16 protein-coding genes are annotated in these 17,048 nt (G+C 44.9%); 9 read left to right on the top strand and 7 right to left on the bottom strand.

The features are described 5' to 3' along the window. Nucleotides 1-25: 25 nt before the first annotated feature. Entirely contained in the window at nucleotides 26-790 is a 765-nt protein-coding gene (locus BK127_RS24845) for a DeoR/GlpR family DNA-binding transcription regulator (protein WP_076234226.1), read from the top strand. A gap of 146 nt (nucleotides 791-936) precedes the next feature. Continuing rightward, nucleotides 937-2,625 (top strand): methyl-accepting chemotaxis protein, encoded by a 1,689-nt coding sequence (locus BK127_RS24850; RefSeq protein ID WP_076234227.1) that lies wholly within the window; start codon nucleotides 937-939, stop codon nucleotides 2,623-2,625. A 14-nt stretch (nucleotides 2,626-2,639) separates the two neighbouring features. On the opposite strand, the gene BK127_RS45730 is transcribed toward BK127_RS24850, so the two are convergent. From BK127_RS45730 to BK127_RS24875, 5 genes are all read right to left on the bottom strand, one after another. Next, nucleotides 2,640-2,843, bottom strand: coding sequence for a hypothetical protein (locus BK127_RS45730; RefSeq protein WP_076234228.1), 204 nt, complete (start codon nucleotides 2,841-2,843; stop codon nucleotides 2,640-2,642). 80 nt (nucleotides 2,844-2,923) lie between these two features. Next, a complete protein-coding gene (locus BK127_RS24860) occupies nucleotides 2,924-4,039 on the bottom strand; it encodes a GerAB/ArcD/ProY family transporter (RefSeq protein WP_076234229.1) in 1,116 nt (371 codons plus the stop codon). A gap of 28 nt (nucleotides 4,040-4,067) precedes the next feature. Next, nucleotides 4,068-4,313 carry a hypothetical protein gene (locus tag BK127_RS24865; RefSeq protein ID WP_076234230.1) on the bottom strand — a complete coding sequence of 82 codons (246 nt, stop codon included), beginning with the start codon at nucleotides 4,311-4,313 and terminating at the stop codon, nucleotides 4,068-4,070. Between the two features lie 2 nt (nucleotides 4,314-4,315). After that, nucleotides 4,316-5,485: a Ger(x)C family spore germination protein gene (locus BK127_RS24870; RefSeq protein WP_076234231.1), complete on the bottom strand. Its 1,170-nt coding sequence runs from the start codon at nucleotides 5,483-5,485 to the stop codon at nucleotides 4,316-4,318. Next, nucleotides 5,482-7,065, bottom strand: a complete 1,584-nt coding sequence (locus tag BK127_RS24875) for a spore germination protein (protein ID WP_083689559.1) — start codon at nucleotides 7,063-7,065, stop codon at nucleotides 5,482-5,484. Before BK127_RS24875 ends, BK127_RS24870 begins: the two co-directional genes overlap by 4 nt. A gap of 224 nt (nucleotides 7,066-7,289) precedes the next feature. Here BK127_RS24875 and BK127_RS24880 point away from each other — a divergent pair, with 224 nt between their 5' ends. From BK127_RS24880 to BK127_RS24905, 6 genes are all read left to right on the top strand, one after another. Next, entirely contained in the window at nucleotides 7,290-7,592 is a 303-nt protein-coding gene (locus tag BK127_RS24880) for a hypothetical protein (RefSeq protein WP_076234232.1), read from the top strand. 97 nt (nucleotides 7,593-7,689) lie between these two features. Further along, a complete protein-coding gene (locus BK127_RS24885) occupies nucleotides 7,690-9,327 on the top strand; it encodes a response regulator transcription factor (protein ID WP_076234233.1) in 1,638 nt (545 codons plus the stop codon). Then, entirely contained in the window at nucleotides 9,320-11,119 is a 1,800-nt protein-coding gene (locus tag BK127_RS24890) for a cache domain-containing sensor histidine kinase (RefSeq protein ID WP_076234234.1), read from the top strand. Before BK127_RS24885 ends, BK127_RS24890 begins: the two co-directional genes overlap by 8 nt. A 231-nt stretch (nucleotides 11,120-11,350) precedes the next feature. Beyond that, nucleotides 11,351-12,277: an ABC transporter permease gene (locus tag BK127_RS24895; RefSeq protein ID WP_076234235.1), complete on the top strand. Its 927-nt coding sequence runs from the start codon at nucleotides 11,351-11,353 to the stop codon at nucleotides 12,275-12,277. 24 nt (nucleotides 12,278-12,301) lie between these two features. Further along, nucleotides 12,302-13,186 carry a carbohydrate ABC transporter permease gene (locus tag BK127_RS24900; RefSeq protein ID WP_076234236.1) on the top strand — a complete coding sequence of 295 codons (885 nt, stop codon included), beginning with the start codon at nucleotides 12,302-12,304 and terminating at the stop codon, nucleotides 13,184-13,186. Between the two features lie 65 nt (nucleotides 13,187-13,251). After that, entirely contained in the window at nucleotides 13,252-14,835 is a 1,584-nt protein-coding gene (locus tag BK127_RS24905; protein ID WP_076234237.1) for a DUF3502 domain-containing protein, read from the top strand. A gap of 33 nt (nucleotides 14,836-14,868) precedes the next feature. On the opposite strand, the gene thpR is transcribed toward BK127_RS24905, so the two are convergent. Both thpR and BK127_RS24915 read right to left on the bottom strand, forming a co-directional pair. Then, nucleotides 14,869-15,441 carry an RNA 2',3'-cyclic phosphodiesterase gene (gene thpR / locus BK127_RS24910; RefSeq protein WP_076234335.1) on the bottom strand — a complete coding sequence of 191 codons (573 nt, stop codon included), beginning with the start codon at nucleotides 15,439-15,441 and terminating at the stop codon, nucleotides 14,869-14,871. Between the two features lie 154 nt (nucleotides 15,442-15,595). Continuing rightward, nucleotides 15,596-16,000 (bottom strand): CBS domain-containing protein, encoded by a 405-nt coding sequence (locus tag BK127_RS24915; RefSeq protein WP_076234238.1) that lies wholly within the window; start codon nucleotides 15,998-16,000, stop codon nucleotides 15,596-15,598. A 298-nt stretch (nucleotides 16,001-16,298) separates the two neighbouring features. Here BK127_RS24915 and BK127_RS24920 point away from each other — a divergent pair, with 298 nt between their 5' ends. After that, on the top strand, nucleotides 16,299-17,048 hold the full coding sequence (locus BK127_RS24920) for a YheC/YheD family protein (protein WP_076234239.1): 750 nt from the start codon (nucleotides 16,299-16,301) through the stop codon (nucleotides 17,046-17,048).

Genomic DNA, 17,048 nt, shown 5'->3' on the forward strand with positions numbered 1-17,048 from the left:
TGAAGAAAAGTAACGGGGGTTCACCATGACGCATAGTCCAATCATCAACCAACGTCAGCAGCAAATTTTGGATCGAATGGCTCTGGACGGCGAAGTTAAAATTGCTGAGTTGAAGGATACGTTTGACGTTACCGAAATGACGCTGCGCAGAGATCTGGAAAAGCTTGAGTTCATGGGACTGCTTAGGCGTACATTCGGAGGCGCCATTCTCATCGGCAAGGATATTGCACTGCAGGATCGAACGGGTATCATGATGGATGAAAAAATGAGCATTGGCCAGCTAGCTGCTCAGCTTGTTAAGTCTGGTGATTCGATATTTTTGGATGGCGGCTCAACAACGCTGCAAGTTGCCAAATATTTGAAATCGGAAATGAGCATTACCGTCGTCACGAATGCCCTTAATATTGCCGCTGAGCTTCAGGCCAAGCAAATTTCTACAATCGTAGTTGGAGGCATGCTTCTGGATAAAACATCGACTTTGGTAGGTCCTATTGCCGCAGGCTCCATTGCCCAAATGGCATTTGACCGTGTCTTCATCGGTACCACTGGAGTATCGATCAAGCATGGCTTTAGTAACTCCAATATGCATGAAGCCGAAATTAAACGGCTTGTCATCGAGCAAGCTTCAGAAGTGAATATTGTCATGGATCATTCGAAGTATGGGTTGAAGGATTTGTTCTCGTTCGCGGCTCTTGAAGCTGTAGATCGGATTATCTCCGATCGACTTCCCGATCTGGAATTGGATAGTATACTTAAGGAAGCTTCTGTACAAATTGTAGTCAAGAACTGATTGCCCAATAGAAGAAAACGCCAAGCTCTGGAACCACTCAGGCTTGGCGTTTCTTTTTTTAACACAAACTTTACATGCATTGCGATAAGATATGTAAAGCACAATCTAATCGTTCTTGTACGAATTTGGACACGGGGGGTTACAAGTTGAAATTGTCCATTGGTAAACAAATCATCATCGGTTTTCTGATCGCTCCGCTTTTGCTCGGTGTCATTGGAGGGATGTCTTATCGGTATTTACAGACGGTCAATGAATCGTATACGGCACTGGTGGAGGTACAGGCACGTGCTGCCTTTGATTCACATGTTATTCAGTTCGACGCGGCTCAGCAAATGAATTTCCTTAACGCTTATTTTGTAGTCAATGAGAGCCAGTACTTGCAAGGGTTTCAATCGACGAATGCAGATCTGAACGAACTGGTGGGGAAAGTGTCAAACAATTTGTCGGAGGAAGGGAAGGTAACGGCGAAAGAAATTTCGGAACTGAATAAGAAGCTGCAGACTCAGGCGGATAAAGTCGCAGCGCTCTTGAAAACAGACCCGAAAGAAGCGAAAAGGCTCATTAGTCTGGAAGTGCTTCCGACCGGCTCGGAAATCAAAAATGTGACCAAAACAATCGTTGACCAGCAGGAGCAATTGATGAATGAAGCTTATCGGACGAATGCGCAGCTTGTTGAGTCGACACGTCAAATGATTGTCATTGCCAGCGCCGCCGCGATCCTGATTGCGCTAACATTCGGGATGATATTGGCCGCTCGTATTTCCCGACCTTTGGCTGTAGTTAACCGCCAATTGAAAGATATAGCGGAGGGAGAAGGCGATTTGACCCGACAAATTGTGATCAGATCCAAGGGTGAATTTGGAGAACTCGCTGGATCATTCAATCAGATGGTGTATAAGCTTCGTGAGCTTATTCAACAGGTGGGTACCCATGCGGAGCAATTCGCAACGCATTCCGTACAGTTAAATTCCAGTGCTGCAGAAACGGGGGAGGCGTCAGAGCGAATTGCTACCACGGTTCAGGAGGTCGCAGCCGGGTCGGTGAAGCAGCATATAAGCGTAGCAGAGAGCTCTCGCATCATCGATGTGATCTCACGACATGCCGAGAGGATTGCCGTCAAATCCAGTCATATGTCCTTGACCGTAGACCATGCAAAGGAAGCGGCTTATCAGGGTCATGATGCGATAAGAACGGCCATGAAGCAGATGACCGAGGCTCACGAGGTGATGACTTCGATGAATGAAGTCGTTGGTGGGCTTCAGGATAGGGCTTTGGAGATTGAGAAATCGATCGAGCTCATCACCGATATAGCCCGTAGAACGAATCTGCTGGCTTTGAATGCCGGGATTGAATCAGCGCGTGCAGGTGAACAGGGCAGAGGATTTGCAGTCGTCGCAGGGGAAGTACGCAGCTTGGCTATTCAATCGGCACAATCGGCGGAAACGATCGTCGAGCTGATTGCAACGATTCGGGAAGAAACCCGGAAAGCGGCCATGCTCATGAACGAAAGTACGAAGGTTGTCGATTCCGGGTTGCAGGACGTGAACCATGCGGGAGCGTCGTTCAACTCCATCGTTCAATCCATCGGTGAGATCGATCAGGAAATGATTGAGGTCACCGAGGTATCCGGCCAGATGGAAACAGACACGGTTCACGTTGCTCAGGCGATCCATGCGATTGCCGAGGTTGCCGCAGCGAATGCGAACGGCACGCAGCATATTCTTGCCTCGACACAAGAGCAGCTTGCATCCATGGGACATATGACAGGCTCGATCCGGCATTTAAGTGATGTGGCGGGACAGCTGCAGCTGTCTATCGACCGTTTTAAAGTATAGTCGGCATACTCCATTTACACGTAGGCTCTTCCCCTGGTTAGTATACACGGAACTCCTTTGCCAATCGCACCAGGCTGGGACATCTCCTCCAGGTAACGACGACCACGTTCACATTTTTTGCATCGGCTGCAGACATCGGAGGTAACTACCTTCATATTAAATTTATATTTATCTATCGAAGAGGGTGGCGTGTTTTTCTTTGTGGCTTTTTTACTCACTATACTCACCTCAAATGTTGGTTTGAAGTATAGTATGCTGTTCGTCGGTGATTGGACACATATCCAATACTGACTTTAATTCATACATCTTGATTTTTGTTTCGTCTGCTGAGTTGTCGAATTAATGTAACGATGAAGATCAGAAGGAGCGGAAAAATATAAGCGATATTATTAAGCAACGGCCATGTTGTATTCACGATTTCTTCAAGCGCGGATTCTTTGGTATAGGTAGTGAGTGATAGCAGAAGGCAGATAAAAGCGACGGGAAAGACCAGGAAACGTTCGTTTTTTAATCTGAGCCATTGCGACAGAACCCTCATAAGAATAAGCAGAAGGATGGACGCTTTGAAGTAAAAGCCGATAATAAGCGAGAATCCGATGACCGATTCGATTCTTTCGATGATCTCCTGAACAAAGATCAACCGTGCAAGCTGGTATAAGGAATATTTGAGTTCACCTGACAGAGGCCCCAGTACCATAATGCTGCAAATGACCGAGGTCAGCAACGTCATGGCATTAACAATGAGCGCAAGAAACAAGTGCTTCCCGACCTTAGATGTATCCTCTTGCTGCACGTAAGGCAATATGATGGAAAAGACCACAAGCTCGGCATAGGGAAATCCATAAACGATATATGCAGCTTTAAGAATGGGCCCGATCCCATCGGGCATGACAGGAAGAAGGTATTCCAGATGAAACAAATTCCCGACGAGCACCCAGATGATGACGATGAATCCAAACATCAGAGCCAGTAAGACAGCGGCCATTCGGGCCATAACCTCAATGCCAGCAAGCGCCGTCAAAGCTATCGTCACGAATAGTAGAGAGTTTACGGCATAGGTAGGCGTCTCTTTTAACATCGTGCTTTTAAAAAAGGTTCCAATCTCAATCACGATGCCAGCTACATGCCAGAACATCACGCAGGTAAGTGGAATGAGCAGCACCGTGGTTAATACGTTCCCCAGCGTAATGCGACTGTATTCAATAAGTGATTTATTCGGAAATTGACGATATAAATAAAGAACGCCTGCTAACAGGATCATTCCCATTGCCAAAGCGATCAGAAGAGAAATCCATGCTCCATTGCCGGCAACGTTCGTCAGGGGCGCAGGGATGATGACGATGGAAGAGCCTGTCATAAAGAAGAGGAATAGCATGGTCATCTGGACAGAGCTAACACGTTCTTGCTTATTCATAGGTTCCTCCCGATTCCAGGTTAGTGCATTATGAAGACTTTGCAGGATCAAGCCATTGGACGATTTGCTTGGCCGGGCCATTTAATAGATTGAAGATGGTGTCAAGATTAGGCCACGACTTGGTGGTAACAAATAGAAAACCGAGATAAAGAAGAGGCGCCAGCATCGCCCCATAGACAAGCCGATCGCGGGGGCAGGCTCCTCTGAACTTTGGTATGTCGCAGACAAGCATAGCGGCAGCCAGTAACAAGAAGCAGACTAATTTACCAATCATGGCTACTTCTCCTTTGTTCCAAACGGGGTTCCTACATTCATGCCAGTACTCAGTACTTCGACATCCACATCGATCTGGAATTGACTTTGGGCAAGTCGCTTATTCCATGTCGGCTCAAGGTGTTTCCAGAGCTTGGGATTTTTCCTGTAAATTTGATTTCCGATTCCGATGGCGTCCAACTCCTGTCGCTTGAAAATCGAGATCGCATGCTGAAGTTGTTTTTTGACCATGTCTGTGATTGTATGCTCGAAACGTTCTACGTCTTCTTTCGTTTTTAAAAGGGAGCATCGCAGCTCTCCAACCGTTCCTTCGATTCGAATATTTACCCCTATCGACACGACATCATCTTCTACTATAGGCGTTACTTTGCTGTTGAAAGAGAGAACTTCAAACGATTCTTTGTTTTGAACTTGATCTTTGGCGCTGTTGATACAAGGAAATTCCAGTATCCCACTCATGTATTTGTCTGTCAGCATCATGAACGCTTCCGTATCCGTCTCCTCAAGGATGTGAACCAGCTTGCCGTCTTTGATAAACGCGACTCCAGATACCTCCGCTTTATTTTGCGAGCCGTTTTTATGAATGTAAGGGATGGCGGAGGTTTTAGAGGGACTTTTCAATTGAATCGCCAAGTCATACAACGGGATGCTGGAGGTTTTGGCGGAATAAAGGGAACCGCTGGTTTCCATCTTTTTGTATTGTTGGCCAATAGTCTGCTCAATAAAGGGTTGAATTTTCAAAAAATCTCCGGCTGATCCTTCTGCAATCAAGGGGAGGACCGTGCCGCGAGGTTCTTGGTCTCTGGAGAAAAAATCAAGAACTTCCCGTATGTTTTGGGTTTTGGCCAACTGTTCTCCGATTAGAATAACACGCATATGATCCCACTTGGGCTTGCGTCCGAACTTCTTCGTGATGTCCCGAATGGCTTCGAAGATCGTTTCACCGCTCGTTTGGATATTGATGCCCTTCTCTGCAGGTTTCGCACTTGCGCTCGTTTCCATCTTAGTTGAAGGATTGTAGAAAAGGGTCGTTAACTGGATGAGATCATCCTTGGTCCGATCAATGGCCACCGCTTGGACATATCCGTATTCGTCCAATTCATTATTATCCCAGCATCCAGCGGTCAACCCAAGGATAACTAAGGAAACGAGAATGGAATAAAACGGCTTCACGGCACCTTCTTCCCTTCTGAGGCCTTTTTGTGCAAGTGTCGATTACGCGGCGAATGAAGCAGTACCCGTTGCGGTAAAACGATAATGGCATCCCTCAGTCTGTTGATGTCCAGCGGAGCTATTGACGAAAGGTACGGCTGTCCCAAAGAAGTCAATGTTGCCAAGTGAAGGTAAATCAGTATGAAGCTGACCATGATACCGAGTCCTCCGAACGTTGCTGCGATAATCATTAACGGAAACCGCAATATTCGGATCGCGATTGCCATATTGTATTGAGGGAGCGCAAAGGAAGCAATGCCCGTTAATGCGACGACAATCACCATAACCGGGGATGAGATCTGTGATTGTATGGCTGCTTGCCCGATGACCAGCGCTCCAACGATGCTTACGGCAGAGCCGATCGGTCGAGGCAATCGAATACCTGCTTCCCTCAGCAGTTCAAAGAAAAATTCCATAATGAGCGCCTCAATCACAGCCGGAAACGGAATTCCCTCCCGTGTGTTCAATATCGCAAGAAGCAGAACGGTCGGAATGAGCTCAGAATGGAAGGTGGACAAAGCAATGTAGGTACTCGGAAGCATCAGCGCGATAATAAAAGCCGCTACTCGAATCAATCGAATTAAAGAAGAAAAAATTGTTCGATAATAATAATCTTCACTTGTCATAAAGAACTCCACGAAATTACCCGGACAGATTAATATAGAGGGGCTTCCATTCACCATAGCGATGATCTTGCCATCCAGCAGAGCCGTAATGGCAGTATCTGGACGTTCCGTATATCGAACCTGCGGAAAAGGGGAATAGCGGGAATCCCCGATCCACTCTTCGAGATAGGAAACTTCGAGAATTTCTTCCTTATCGATTTTGGCCATACGATGCTTGAAATCGCTTAACGTATCAGGATTCACAGTTCCATCCAAATAACCGTACGATACCTTTCGCTGGCTCTGCTGACCTGCTGTAAAAAACTCGAATTTAAGCTTTGGCGATTTAAGCAAGCTGCGAATGACGCCGATATTACGGTCAAGACTCTCAATGAAGCTTACGTGGGGGCCTTGTACAGCAGGCTCTGTAATCGGTTCAGAAGCCTGACGCTGTTCAACATCAAGGGCAACATAACCAATCGCTTTATTCCATCCATTAAAAAAGATAACGACTTCTCCATCCAGAATTCTTTTGACGGCTTGATCCATATCTTCCATCAGTTCAGCTGAGGAGGAGGAGACTCCATCGTTCTCAAAAAAATCAATCAAAATGTCGACCGTAATCGTCGTAGCGGGACCGATCTCGTGGGCAACGAGATTTTGCAATGTCTGCTTAAGATAATTCTTATGATCGGGCTTGATCAGCGTTTCGAAATAAACAGAAAATGCCGTTTGCTCCAGCTTTGGACCATAACCCCAAGGGGAAATCTTCAAATCCTTGCAATTGGCAAAATAATCTTCGATGCGCCTCAAATTGTCTTCTAATCGCGAAGAAATGGCATTGGAGTTCAGGGATTCTGATGCAGAAGCAGGATCTGTCTGTGGAGCGGACGGATGACTGGGCGGTAGGCTGTTATCATTTGGATTTTTCCGCATGCTGCACCTCCATACAGGGAAAAGGCGTAAAGTATTTACATTATTTCCACAAATAAGGGACTATATGCAATGAATTTTTTAACTACAATCTACTTGTGAATATTTGGATAATGATAGGATTACGATGTTTGATAAACTTTTAAAAGGAATATTTTGACAGTTAATAGATGGTGTGCTAAAGTGTTTTGTAATAAGTGTTACACTATTAGACAAAGGTGTTAATGATGAGTAAAAAATCTAAAAGAAGTATCGTCATTTCTGTAAGGCTGGATGACACCTCGTTGGCTGCAGTGGATTTATTAGTGAATTCAGGGCTTGCGCAGAGCCGTTCGGAAGCAGCGTCTCAGTTTATTGGTATAGGTGTGCAGTCATCAGGGGCGTTGATTGTAAAAGCCAAAGTGCTCGAAGAAAACGTTCGTGTATTAAAAAAAGAAATGCTGGATGTCGTTACTAACAAGAGTCTTGGTGAAGTCTCGCATTTGCTTCAAGTTGAGGACAAGCTCCAGGAGGACAAGACGCCCAAATGATTGGCATTCCCCTTGAAAATTTAATATTGTCTTATTTGCACGAGCGGTTTGGTTGGTATAGTTAAAGGGGGAAGGACTACAACTAGGAGTTGGAATCATGATTAGAGTGCTGCTTGTGGATGATGAAAAAGAAATTCGTGAAGGTCTGAAAAAAGTTTTCCCATGGTCGGATTACGGTATTGATGAAGTGATCGCAGCTGATGACGGAGATACAGCACTTCAAATTTTTCGTGATATGAGGCCCGATATTCTAATTACTGATATCAAAATGAATCGAATGTCGGGAATTGAATGTCTAAAACATCTGCATAACGAAGGCTTCCCTATGGGCAGTTCAATCGTAGTCAGCGGCTATGATGATTTTGAGTTTGTTAAACAGGCGCTGCAGCTTGGTGTCATGGATTATTTATTAAAGCCAATTCGGTTGGATGAATTGAAAGGAGTCGTACAGAGAGCAGTTGATCTAGTACGGGCAGAACGGCTTCGCAGATCCAATCAGGATTTTCTGGAAAACAATGTGAAGCAGGCGATGCCTCGCATCCAGGAACAACTGCTGCAAGAATTAATTAAGAAGGATAACCAGAACCAGCTGGACTCGCGTATTCGGCATCGCCTAACGAGTGTGAATCTGGATTGGCTTCTGGAAAGCTCGGTTGTTCTGCTTCTGCTCGAAATTGATAATATGAAGGCCATCGAGCAATCCAAACGGTATAAACACGAAAAAGAGCTGGTTCTTTTCGCCACTGACAATGTGATCGTGCAAACGTTGAAAGAGGAGAGTCAACGGCAATTTACGATTTTTCGCGATGCCAAGGATCGCTGTGTCATTATGTTAGAGCATACACAAGGGGAAGACACAACAGCCAGTCTACAATTGGCAGAGCTTCTGATTGAACGTATTAATAAGTATGTCAAAGTAAACGTCAGTATCGGAACGAGCGCGGCATCCGACAAATTTTCCAAACTGGCAATGATCTACAACGAGGCCGTCGAAACGCTTGAGCACAAAGTGATCTATGGTGGAAATCGGGTTCTGATGGCTGGAGTGCATGGGGAGGATAAGGAATTCAACGAGATTCATTTGAGCGAGCTGGATGCGCTGCTGGATCTCGTCAAATATGGGTCGGAGCAGGAAATTGTGCAGCAGATGGACGAATTCTCTGAGTTGGTTCGTACTTGGTCCTATACGAATATCCGTGATATTCAACAGAAGACCTTTGAATGGCTGCTTGAATTTTTTAAAAAGGCATCGGCTGCGGGATATAAAGATTGCTGGTGGGAACATAATGTCATAGCATTATGGGAGCAGTTGGAGCAGTACGATACGATGGAGTCTCTTCAGATTCAGACAACGAGATATCTAATGGAAGTGTCCCGTGGTTTTGGGCAGCTATCCCAATCTCATAACCAGATCTTAATGACAGCTGAGCAATATATGAAGAAAAATTACGCAGACAGCTTAACCTTGCAAAGCGTGGCAGAACAAGTGTATGTGACGCCTGTATGGCTTAGCAAATTATTTAAAAAGGAAAAACGATCCACTTTTCTGGAATATTTAACGGATATTCGCATGGAGAAATCCAAAGACCTGCTGGGCGATATTCGTTACAAAATTTATCAAATATCACAGCTTGTGGGCTATAAAGATCCCGTTCATTTTGCCAAATTGTTTAAGAAAACGACAGGCATGACGCCCAAGGAATATCGCAACTTAAGAGGCATTCAGGATGAATAATTCAAGACTCATACTGAATGGCTCATTTCGCAGGAAAATTATCGTTTTGTTCTTTTGTCTAATCCTTGCGCCCTTTTTATTTTTTTCCTATTACTCGTATCATCAGTCTACTAAAGGCATATCGGACGCCAGTGAATCTTTCTACATAGCTTACTTCATGCAAAATCGGAAAAATTTTGATGCCTATCTAGACGGTTTAAACAATAGCATCAACGATATTATTGGAACCAAACAGCTTCAACAGCTGCTGGATACGAAACCACAAACACCGGAAGAGGACAGCAATGTAGCCGTTGAGATGGCGAGCTTCATTTATCAGAAACAACTCCTGCTTGGCGGCGCAGGCGCGTTCCGTTTGCGTATATATCCGGTTCATCTGGAGGACTACCCAACGTTCACTAAAAATTTGGATGATGGCAGCAGCTTAGCTGAGCAGGCATGGTTCCGCGATGAAATTTCACATGGAAAGCCAACCTGGCGTTTGTTTTTACCACAGGACAATCCGTCTTTTTACCCGACACCGTTAATAACGAGGATGAAACAATTTACAGGCTTGTATGATAATGAACCTCGAGGAATTATTGCGGTAGATATTTTGGAAGATCAAATGTATCGATTTGTAACGCCACCCCAATCTCTCAAGGGGCAGGAGTCTTTCATTCTCAATGATGAAGGACACGTGCTCTCACACACCAAGAAAGAGCTGATCGGTTCCAATATCAATTCGGCTGCCTTATTAAATGTCATTAAACAGCACAATGAGGGAACCGAAATTATTAATTTTGGCAATTCCCAATCTCTGATTACGTATGCCCGTTTAACCGATGAGCCTTGGGTCATGGTCAGCAGCATTCCGCTAGCGACTTTAATGAGTCCCATTCAGGAAATAACGAAGCTGACGGTCGTATTTGTTGTGGCTTATATCGTTTCCTGTGTGGGTGTGATCATTTACATAACGCTGCATTTTACCAATCCGATTATGCGGCTGGTTCGATCCATGCGAAAGCTGGAGCAGGGTGATTTTCAAACGACGCTCGTGCAAACGAACAGACAGGATGAAATCGGGTGGCTTTACAACGGTTACATTCAGATGACACAAAAGATCCAGCAGCTGCTTCAAGAAGTATATGTGTCGGAACAGGTCAAGAAGGAACTGGAATTTCAGGTGCTCAGTCACCAAATCAATCCTCATTTCCTGTATAACACGCTTGAATCCATCCGTTGGAAAGCGGAGTCTCATCATTTGGCTGATATTAGTGAAATGGTTGCGTCGCTGGGAAATCTTTTGCGACTCAGCTTGAATCAAGGGAAGGAATTGACAACTGTACGCAGAGAGTTGGATCATTTGAAAGCTTATACGCACATTGAATCTGCCCGATTGGATCGTCCGCTGCGCGTTGTGGTGCTTGTCGATGAGGGATTGATGGAACTGCCAGTCCTGCGTCTGCTGCTGCAGCCATTAGTGGAAAATGCGATTCATCATGGGATACGCGACCAAATGGACAAGGGGAAGATAGTACTGACCGGTAAACGTGAGGGGAGTCAGCTCATCTTCGAGCTGTCAGACAACGGGAAAGGGATTCCGGAGCAGGTTTTGCAACAAATCCATGATGGCCGAATCGGAGAGGAGCGCAGCGGGGCTCGTCAGGGCGTAGGATTGTGGAATGTTCATCAACGGCTCAAGCTCTATTTTGGCGAAGAATATGGGCTGAGTATTGTATCCGCGCCGATGGAAGGAACGCATATAACGATCAGGCATCCCATCCTACAGCAGGATACAGAGATCAAATGAAGTGAAGGAAACTCTACTTGGAGTGATGGTGACCCACGAGCTGGACACTTTGGAAGAAAGTGCCGGCTTAAGGGTCATTTGTGTTTTCTGTGGACATTCAATTTATTAGGCTAATAATGCGGGGTGAAAGTTTAAGTCTGCCTCATAGTTTATAAATGGCCCAGACCGTACAATAAAGACATCAAGCAACACACCTTCATGATAGAGAGATTAGGATAGGAGAGGAAGAGAATGGGTGTGACGAAGAGATTTTTGGGGGAAATGACGAGGAATGGGTCTGTCTACTTGATGTTTGTACCTGTTGGGCTGCTGCTTCTTGTGTTTAATTACATGCCGATGGGAGGGCTCGTCATTGCCTTTAAAAATTTTGATTTTACTCAAGGCATATTTGGCAGCAGCTGGGCGAATCCGATCTTCAACAATTTTAAATTCCTGTTCAATTCCGAATACGCGCTTCGGGCGCTAAGGAATACGATTTTCCTGAATTTATTATTTGTTTTCTCAGGATTGATATTTGAAGTCAGTCTGGCCCTGCTGCTCAACGAAATCCGCAACAAAGCATTCAAAAAAGTAGCACAATCCTTAACGTTTCTGCCCTACTTTATTTCATGGATCGTTGTGGGTGTGTTTACTTACAATCTGCTGACAGATGTTGGGGCTGTTAATTCCATCATCTCGTTTTTTGGATTTGAACCGATAGACTTCTTCAGCAAGCCTGGCCTATGGCCGGCGATCCTGGTGTTGATTATGCGCTGGAAAGTAACAGGATATGGAAGTGTCATTTACTTGGCCGCATTGACGGGGATCGACGCTTCTTACTTTGAAGCAGCTGCAATCGATGGAGCGAACAAATGGCAGCAAATCCGCTATATCAGCCTGCCGATGCTGAAGCCAACTATTATTATTCTAACATTACTCGCTATCGGACGGATTATGAACGCTGACTTCGGCATGTTCTATGCAGTTATTGGCGATGCTTCGACCTTGTATCCAACCACAGACGTCATCGATACTTTCGTATACAGGGGTCTGAGAGTGAACGGTGATATTGGAATGTCTGCTGCTGCCGGGTTTCTGCAATCGATTGGTGCTTTCATCCTGGTGCTGGGGAGCAACCTGATCGCCAGAAAAATCGATAAAGATTCTGCGCTGTTCTAATTTACCACAAAGGATGTTGGATTCATGACAATGAAACGATTTCAATTTTCTCAGCTTATCATGATGATTTGGATTTCTCTATTTTGCTTGTTCTGTCTCATCCCTTTTGTGATGGTTATTAGCGGTTCCTTGAGCACGGAGGCGGACATCGCCAAGCATGGATACACACTGGTGCCGCTTCATCCCAATCTAACCGCTTATCGTATGTTATTTCTGGGTGCAGAACGTATTATTGATGGTTATAAAATCAGTATTTTCGTAACCATCGTAGGCACTGTGCTGGCTGTTCTCGTCAATTATCTCGGCGGCTATGCGATGGCAAGGAGAACACTGAAGTATCGAAATGCATTATCGATTTTTGCTCTGCTAACGCTGATGTTCAATGGGGGATTGGTACCTTGGTACATCATTTGTGTCAATTATCTGCACTTGAAGGATACCGTTTGGGCATTGATTTTGCCACCGCTGGCGCAAGGCTTTAATTTGTTCCTGATTCGCAACTTTTTGCAGTCGATTCCGGAAGAGCTTTTTGAATCCTCGAAGATTGACGGTGCAAGCGAATGGAGAATCATGCTGCAAATTATAGCTCCACTAGCCAAGCCGGTACTGGCAACGATATCTTTATTCGTCGCTTTGAATTATTGGAATGACTGGTTCCTTGGGCTTATGTTCGTCGATAATCAAAAGCTTCAGCCTTTGCAGCTTATGCTGCGGACGATTGTAAGCAACGTCGAGTTTCTCAAAAGCTCCACCAATTCGGCTGAAATGCAGCGGGTAGCGGCAACACTTCCTACTGAGGGCGTCAAGATGGCTGTAACCGTGATCACGATTGGGCCGATCATTTTTCTATATCCATTCCTGCAAAAGTATTTTGTCAAAGGTTTAATGGTAGGCGCCGTTAAGGGATGAATCCAAGCTATTGCAGCCATCGCTGTTTAGTATATTGAATCCAATCAATTGAAGGGGAGAGTCATATGATCAAGAAACCGTTTACTACGCTGCTTGCAGCGACCATGCTCCTGAGCGGTGTGACCTTGACCGCGTGCAGCAGTGATACGAAACCATCAGGGAGTACACCAACAACACCAACAGGAACAGCAGCAGCTGATACCCAAAAGCCGACATCCAAAGAAGAGGAGGTCACACTGAAATTTTATTTTGGCGGGGATAAGAAGTCAAGTACAGATGAAGTATGGAAGGCTGTCAGTGACTACGTGAAATCCAAAGGCTTAAATGTTAAATTTACAGTGAATGTAATACCTTTTGGCGACCCCTATAAAGAAAAATTGCTTGTCATGTCAGCATCCGGTGATGATTGGGATATGAATTACGATGGGGATTGGTTGGCTTACCGCCAAATGGCTTCCAAGGGTGCGTATCTGGGGCTTAACGACTTGCTTCCCAAATATGCGCCGAATTTGAATAAAAAATATCAAGAGCAAGGGACATTGGCTGCTGCTACGGTAAACGGGCAAGTGGTGGCACTGCCATGGACGATGAAAATGAGTCAAAGGCCTTTTGTGAAATGGCGTGCTGATTTAACGAAAAAAGCGGGTATTGAGCCAGCACCGGGTTCCATCAAAACCTTGGAGGATCTCGACAATTTGGCGCATCAAATCAGAAAAGCTTACCCTGACATGAAGGTGGCTTTCCCTGTAGTTCCAACTGTGCTATCCGGTTTCTTTGAATTGCGCGATGAGTTGAATGATTTGTCGGCGCAGGGGGGCAATCAGCTCATCGTGGAGCTGAATGATTCAACCTTTAAAGTAAAAGCCTTGGAGCAAACGAAAACTTACAGCGACATGGCTAAATACGCGCAGAAATGGTATCTCGATGGCATTATTAATAAGGATGTTCTGGTTGATAAAGAAGATCCGGGTCCTAAGTTTAGAAATGGTAAAATGCTGCTCGCTAACAGCTCCCACGAATGGGCAAATGCAGAAGAAAATTTCTCGGATAAATCGTCTGAGCGTTCATCTTCCCAGCTGTATCCCGATAAAAAATTCCCGAACCGTACAGCATTGGCAAATGTTGTAGCTATCAATAAAAACTCGAAACACCCGGATCTGGTTCTTCGTTTCCTGGATATGATGGAGACAGACCAGAAGCTGTATGATCTCGTGCAATATGGGGTCGAGGGCAAAAACTATATATTGGATGGCAAAACAGCGAATTATCCGGCTGGAATGAACGCCACAACAAGTAATTACATGGAATGGGGCGGGCAATGGGCGCTCTGGAAGCCGCAATTTATGAGACCGAATCCGACTTATAAAGAAGGCTTCTGGGTAAAAGAGGCAGAATTCGCCAACGACCCAAGCAATATCACGAATCCGCTGGATGGCTTCTTTGTGGTCAGCGATAAGATTAAGAACGAGCTGGCTCAGCGCGATCAGGTTCAAAACGAACTAGGCCGGGCGATTGAAGCCGGTGCTGTAAAAGATGCGGATAAAGCGGTAAGTGAGTATATTGAGAAACAAAAAGCAGCAGGCTTGGACCGGATTATTGTTGAGGTTCAAAAACAGGTCGATGCTTTCATCGCTGCAAAGAAAAAGTAAGGTAGAGGGTCGCTGTGCAGAACGGCGACTCTTTTATTTGCTGAATGTAAAAGAAGCAATGGGCTCGTACATCGGTGTTTTTTGAAGATGGCTTTCATAAAGCTTAAATTCATTGACCGACTTGTACAAAGTAGACTCCGATACGTGTGGGACCAAATTTGTAATAGAGAATGGGATAGAGTCACCTTTATAGCGTCGAGCGATGGTCAAATGAGGGTGAAAATCGCGGTTTTCCTTGAGGAATCCGAGTTCAGTCATACTATTATCTATATATTGCTGTAAGTTCATTAATGGTAACAGATCACCTCCCACACCTGCCCATAAAATACTGGGTGAAGCGTGAGGGCCAAAGGTTCCCCATTCTGTCAGCGTTAGTTGAAAGGGCTGGGTCGTTTCAGCAACGTGAGTTAACAGTTTAGACAGCCGCTCGTATTGTTCAACGGATGTATCCCCTAAAAATTTCAGCGTAATATGGTAATCCTCAGGGTGTGTCCATTTTTGAAAAGGAAGCTTGGGTTGGAGTCTTGTCATTTGTTGAGTCAATTGTTGTCTCCATTGTTCGTCTATAGGAATGGCGATAAATAATCGCGATGATTCGATACTCATAGGCTGCATAGATCCTCACTTTCAATGATCAACTTATTATGCTTGATTTCACCAATCTTATGTATACAAGAGGCTGCCAATGAAACAGCAGCCTCGTTGCAGTGACCGTATTAGGAATATTAGAGCGGAATCGACTGTAATCAAAGAAGCCATGTTAATCGGTTATATTTTTGGTGTAGTATTCGATAATATCTTTACGGCGAATAATACCGATAAACACACGATCATCGTTTACGACAGGTACAAAGTTTTGATCAGCCGCAAGTGCCAGCATGTCCTCCATTTGTGCATTAATCGAAACACATTCGATCTTGAGGCGTTTTTTGATGTCAATTATGGAGACACTATTCATATTATCAAAATCTAGGCCAGGGGTATTTTTCAGCTTCCATAGCAAATCGCCTTCCGATAAGGTGCCTACATACTTCCCTTCACTGTCAATGATGGGGATTGCCGAGTATTGGTGATGCTCCAAATGTTCCATAGCTTCTTTCATGGACATGGAGGTGGTAATATAAGCAACATGATCTTTGGGAAACAAAAAAGAAGATATTTGCATAGGTCAGGACTCCTTTACTCTGGATTTATATAGGCTACCTTAATTATTACATAACCTCAGGTGGAATGTAATGTTAAATGGTAGCAGTGTGGGCAATATAGAGGGATTCAGGGAACATATAACCAGGTATGCAGCTGAAACGACAACAATTGCTTGATACTACTGTAATACGAATGCAGGGTGAAGTGCAATTCCTCTTGAGTTCAAGATCGATCATGACAAGGATACACGAGTAGACAGTCAAAACGTCCAAACACAGAATAACATTCCGCATATAACTAAAACGTGGAGATATCTGATGATTTGGGGTGATGACTTGAAGTACTGGAATAATAAGCTGGGAAAATATCGGGCGCTGATGAATAATAAGGAATTGGCCCATCACTTGCCACCGACGAGCCTTGTCAATAAAACAAACGTAAGAGGGATGCTTGAGAAATATCGTGCTGTGTATCTAAAACCAAGCCACGGCACAGGGGGCTTTGGTATTTTTAAATTGTCTCGCAGTGCAAAAGGCTATCGACTGCAGAATGGCACACGAAGCCGATTCTATACCACGTTTGATGGGGCCTATGCAGCTTTCGTCAAAGAAAAGGGGAAGAAAACCTACCTCGTTCAAAAAGGCATCCCATTACTCCACTTCCATGGTCGTCCGTTCGATCTACGAGTCATGGTACAGCGCAGCCCAGAGCGAAAGTGGGAAGCAACAGGAATTGTGGGACGCTTAGCTCGACCCCATAAGGTCGTGACCAACTATCATAGCGGTGGGAGGCCGATGCCTGCCCATGAATTGCTGGCCCCTTTTATGCCCAAAAACAAGCAAGTACCCTATGTAGCTGGACTCAAGACGTTGAGTGTCAAGATCAGCAGACATATGAGAGGCGTTTTCCCACGGTTTCGGTCATACGGGGTGGATATAGGAATTGATGGAAAATTGAAGCCGTGGATAATTGAGGTCAATACGTCACCGGATAAATACATCTTCAATGCGCTTACAGATAAGAGGATGTTTCGCACCATCATGCGCTACTCGAGGCTTGGAAGATAG

The organism is Paenibacillus sp. FSL H7-0331, from assembly GCF_001956045.1.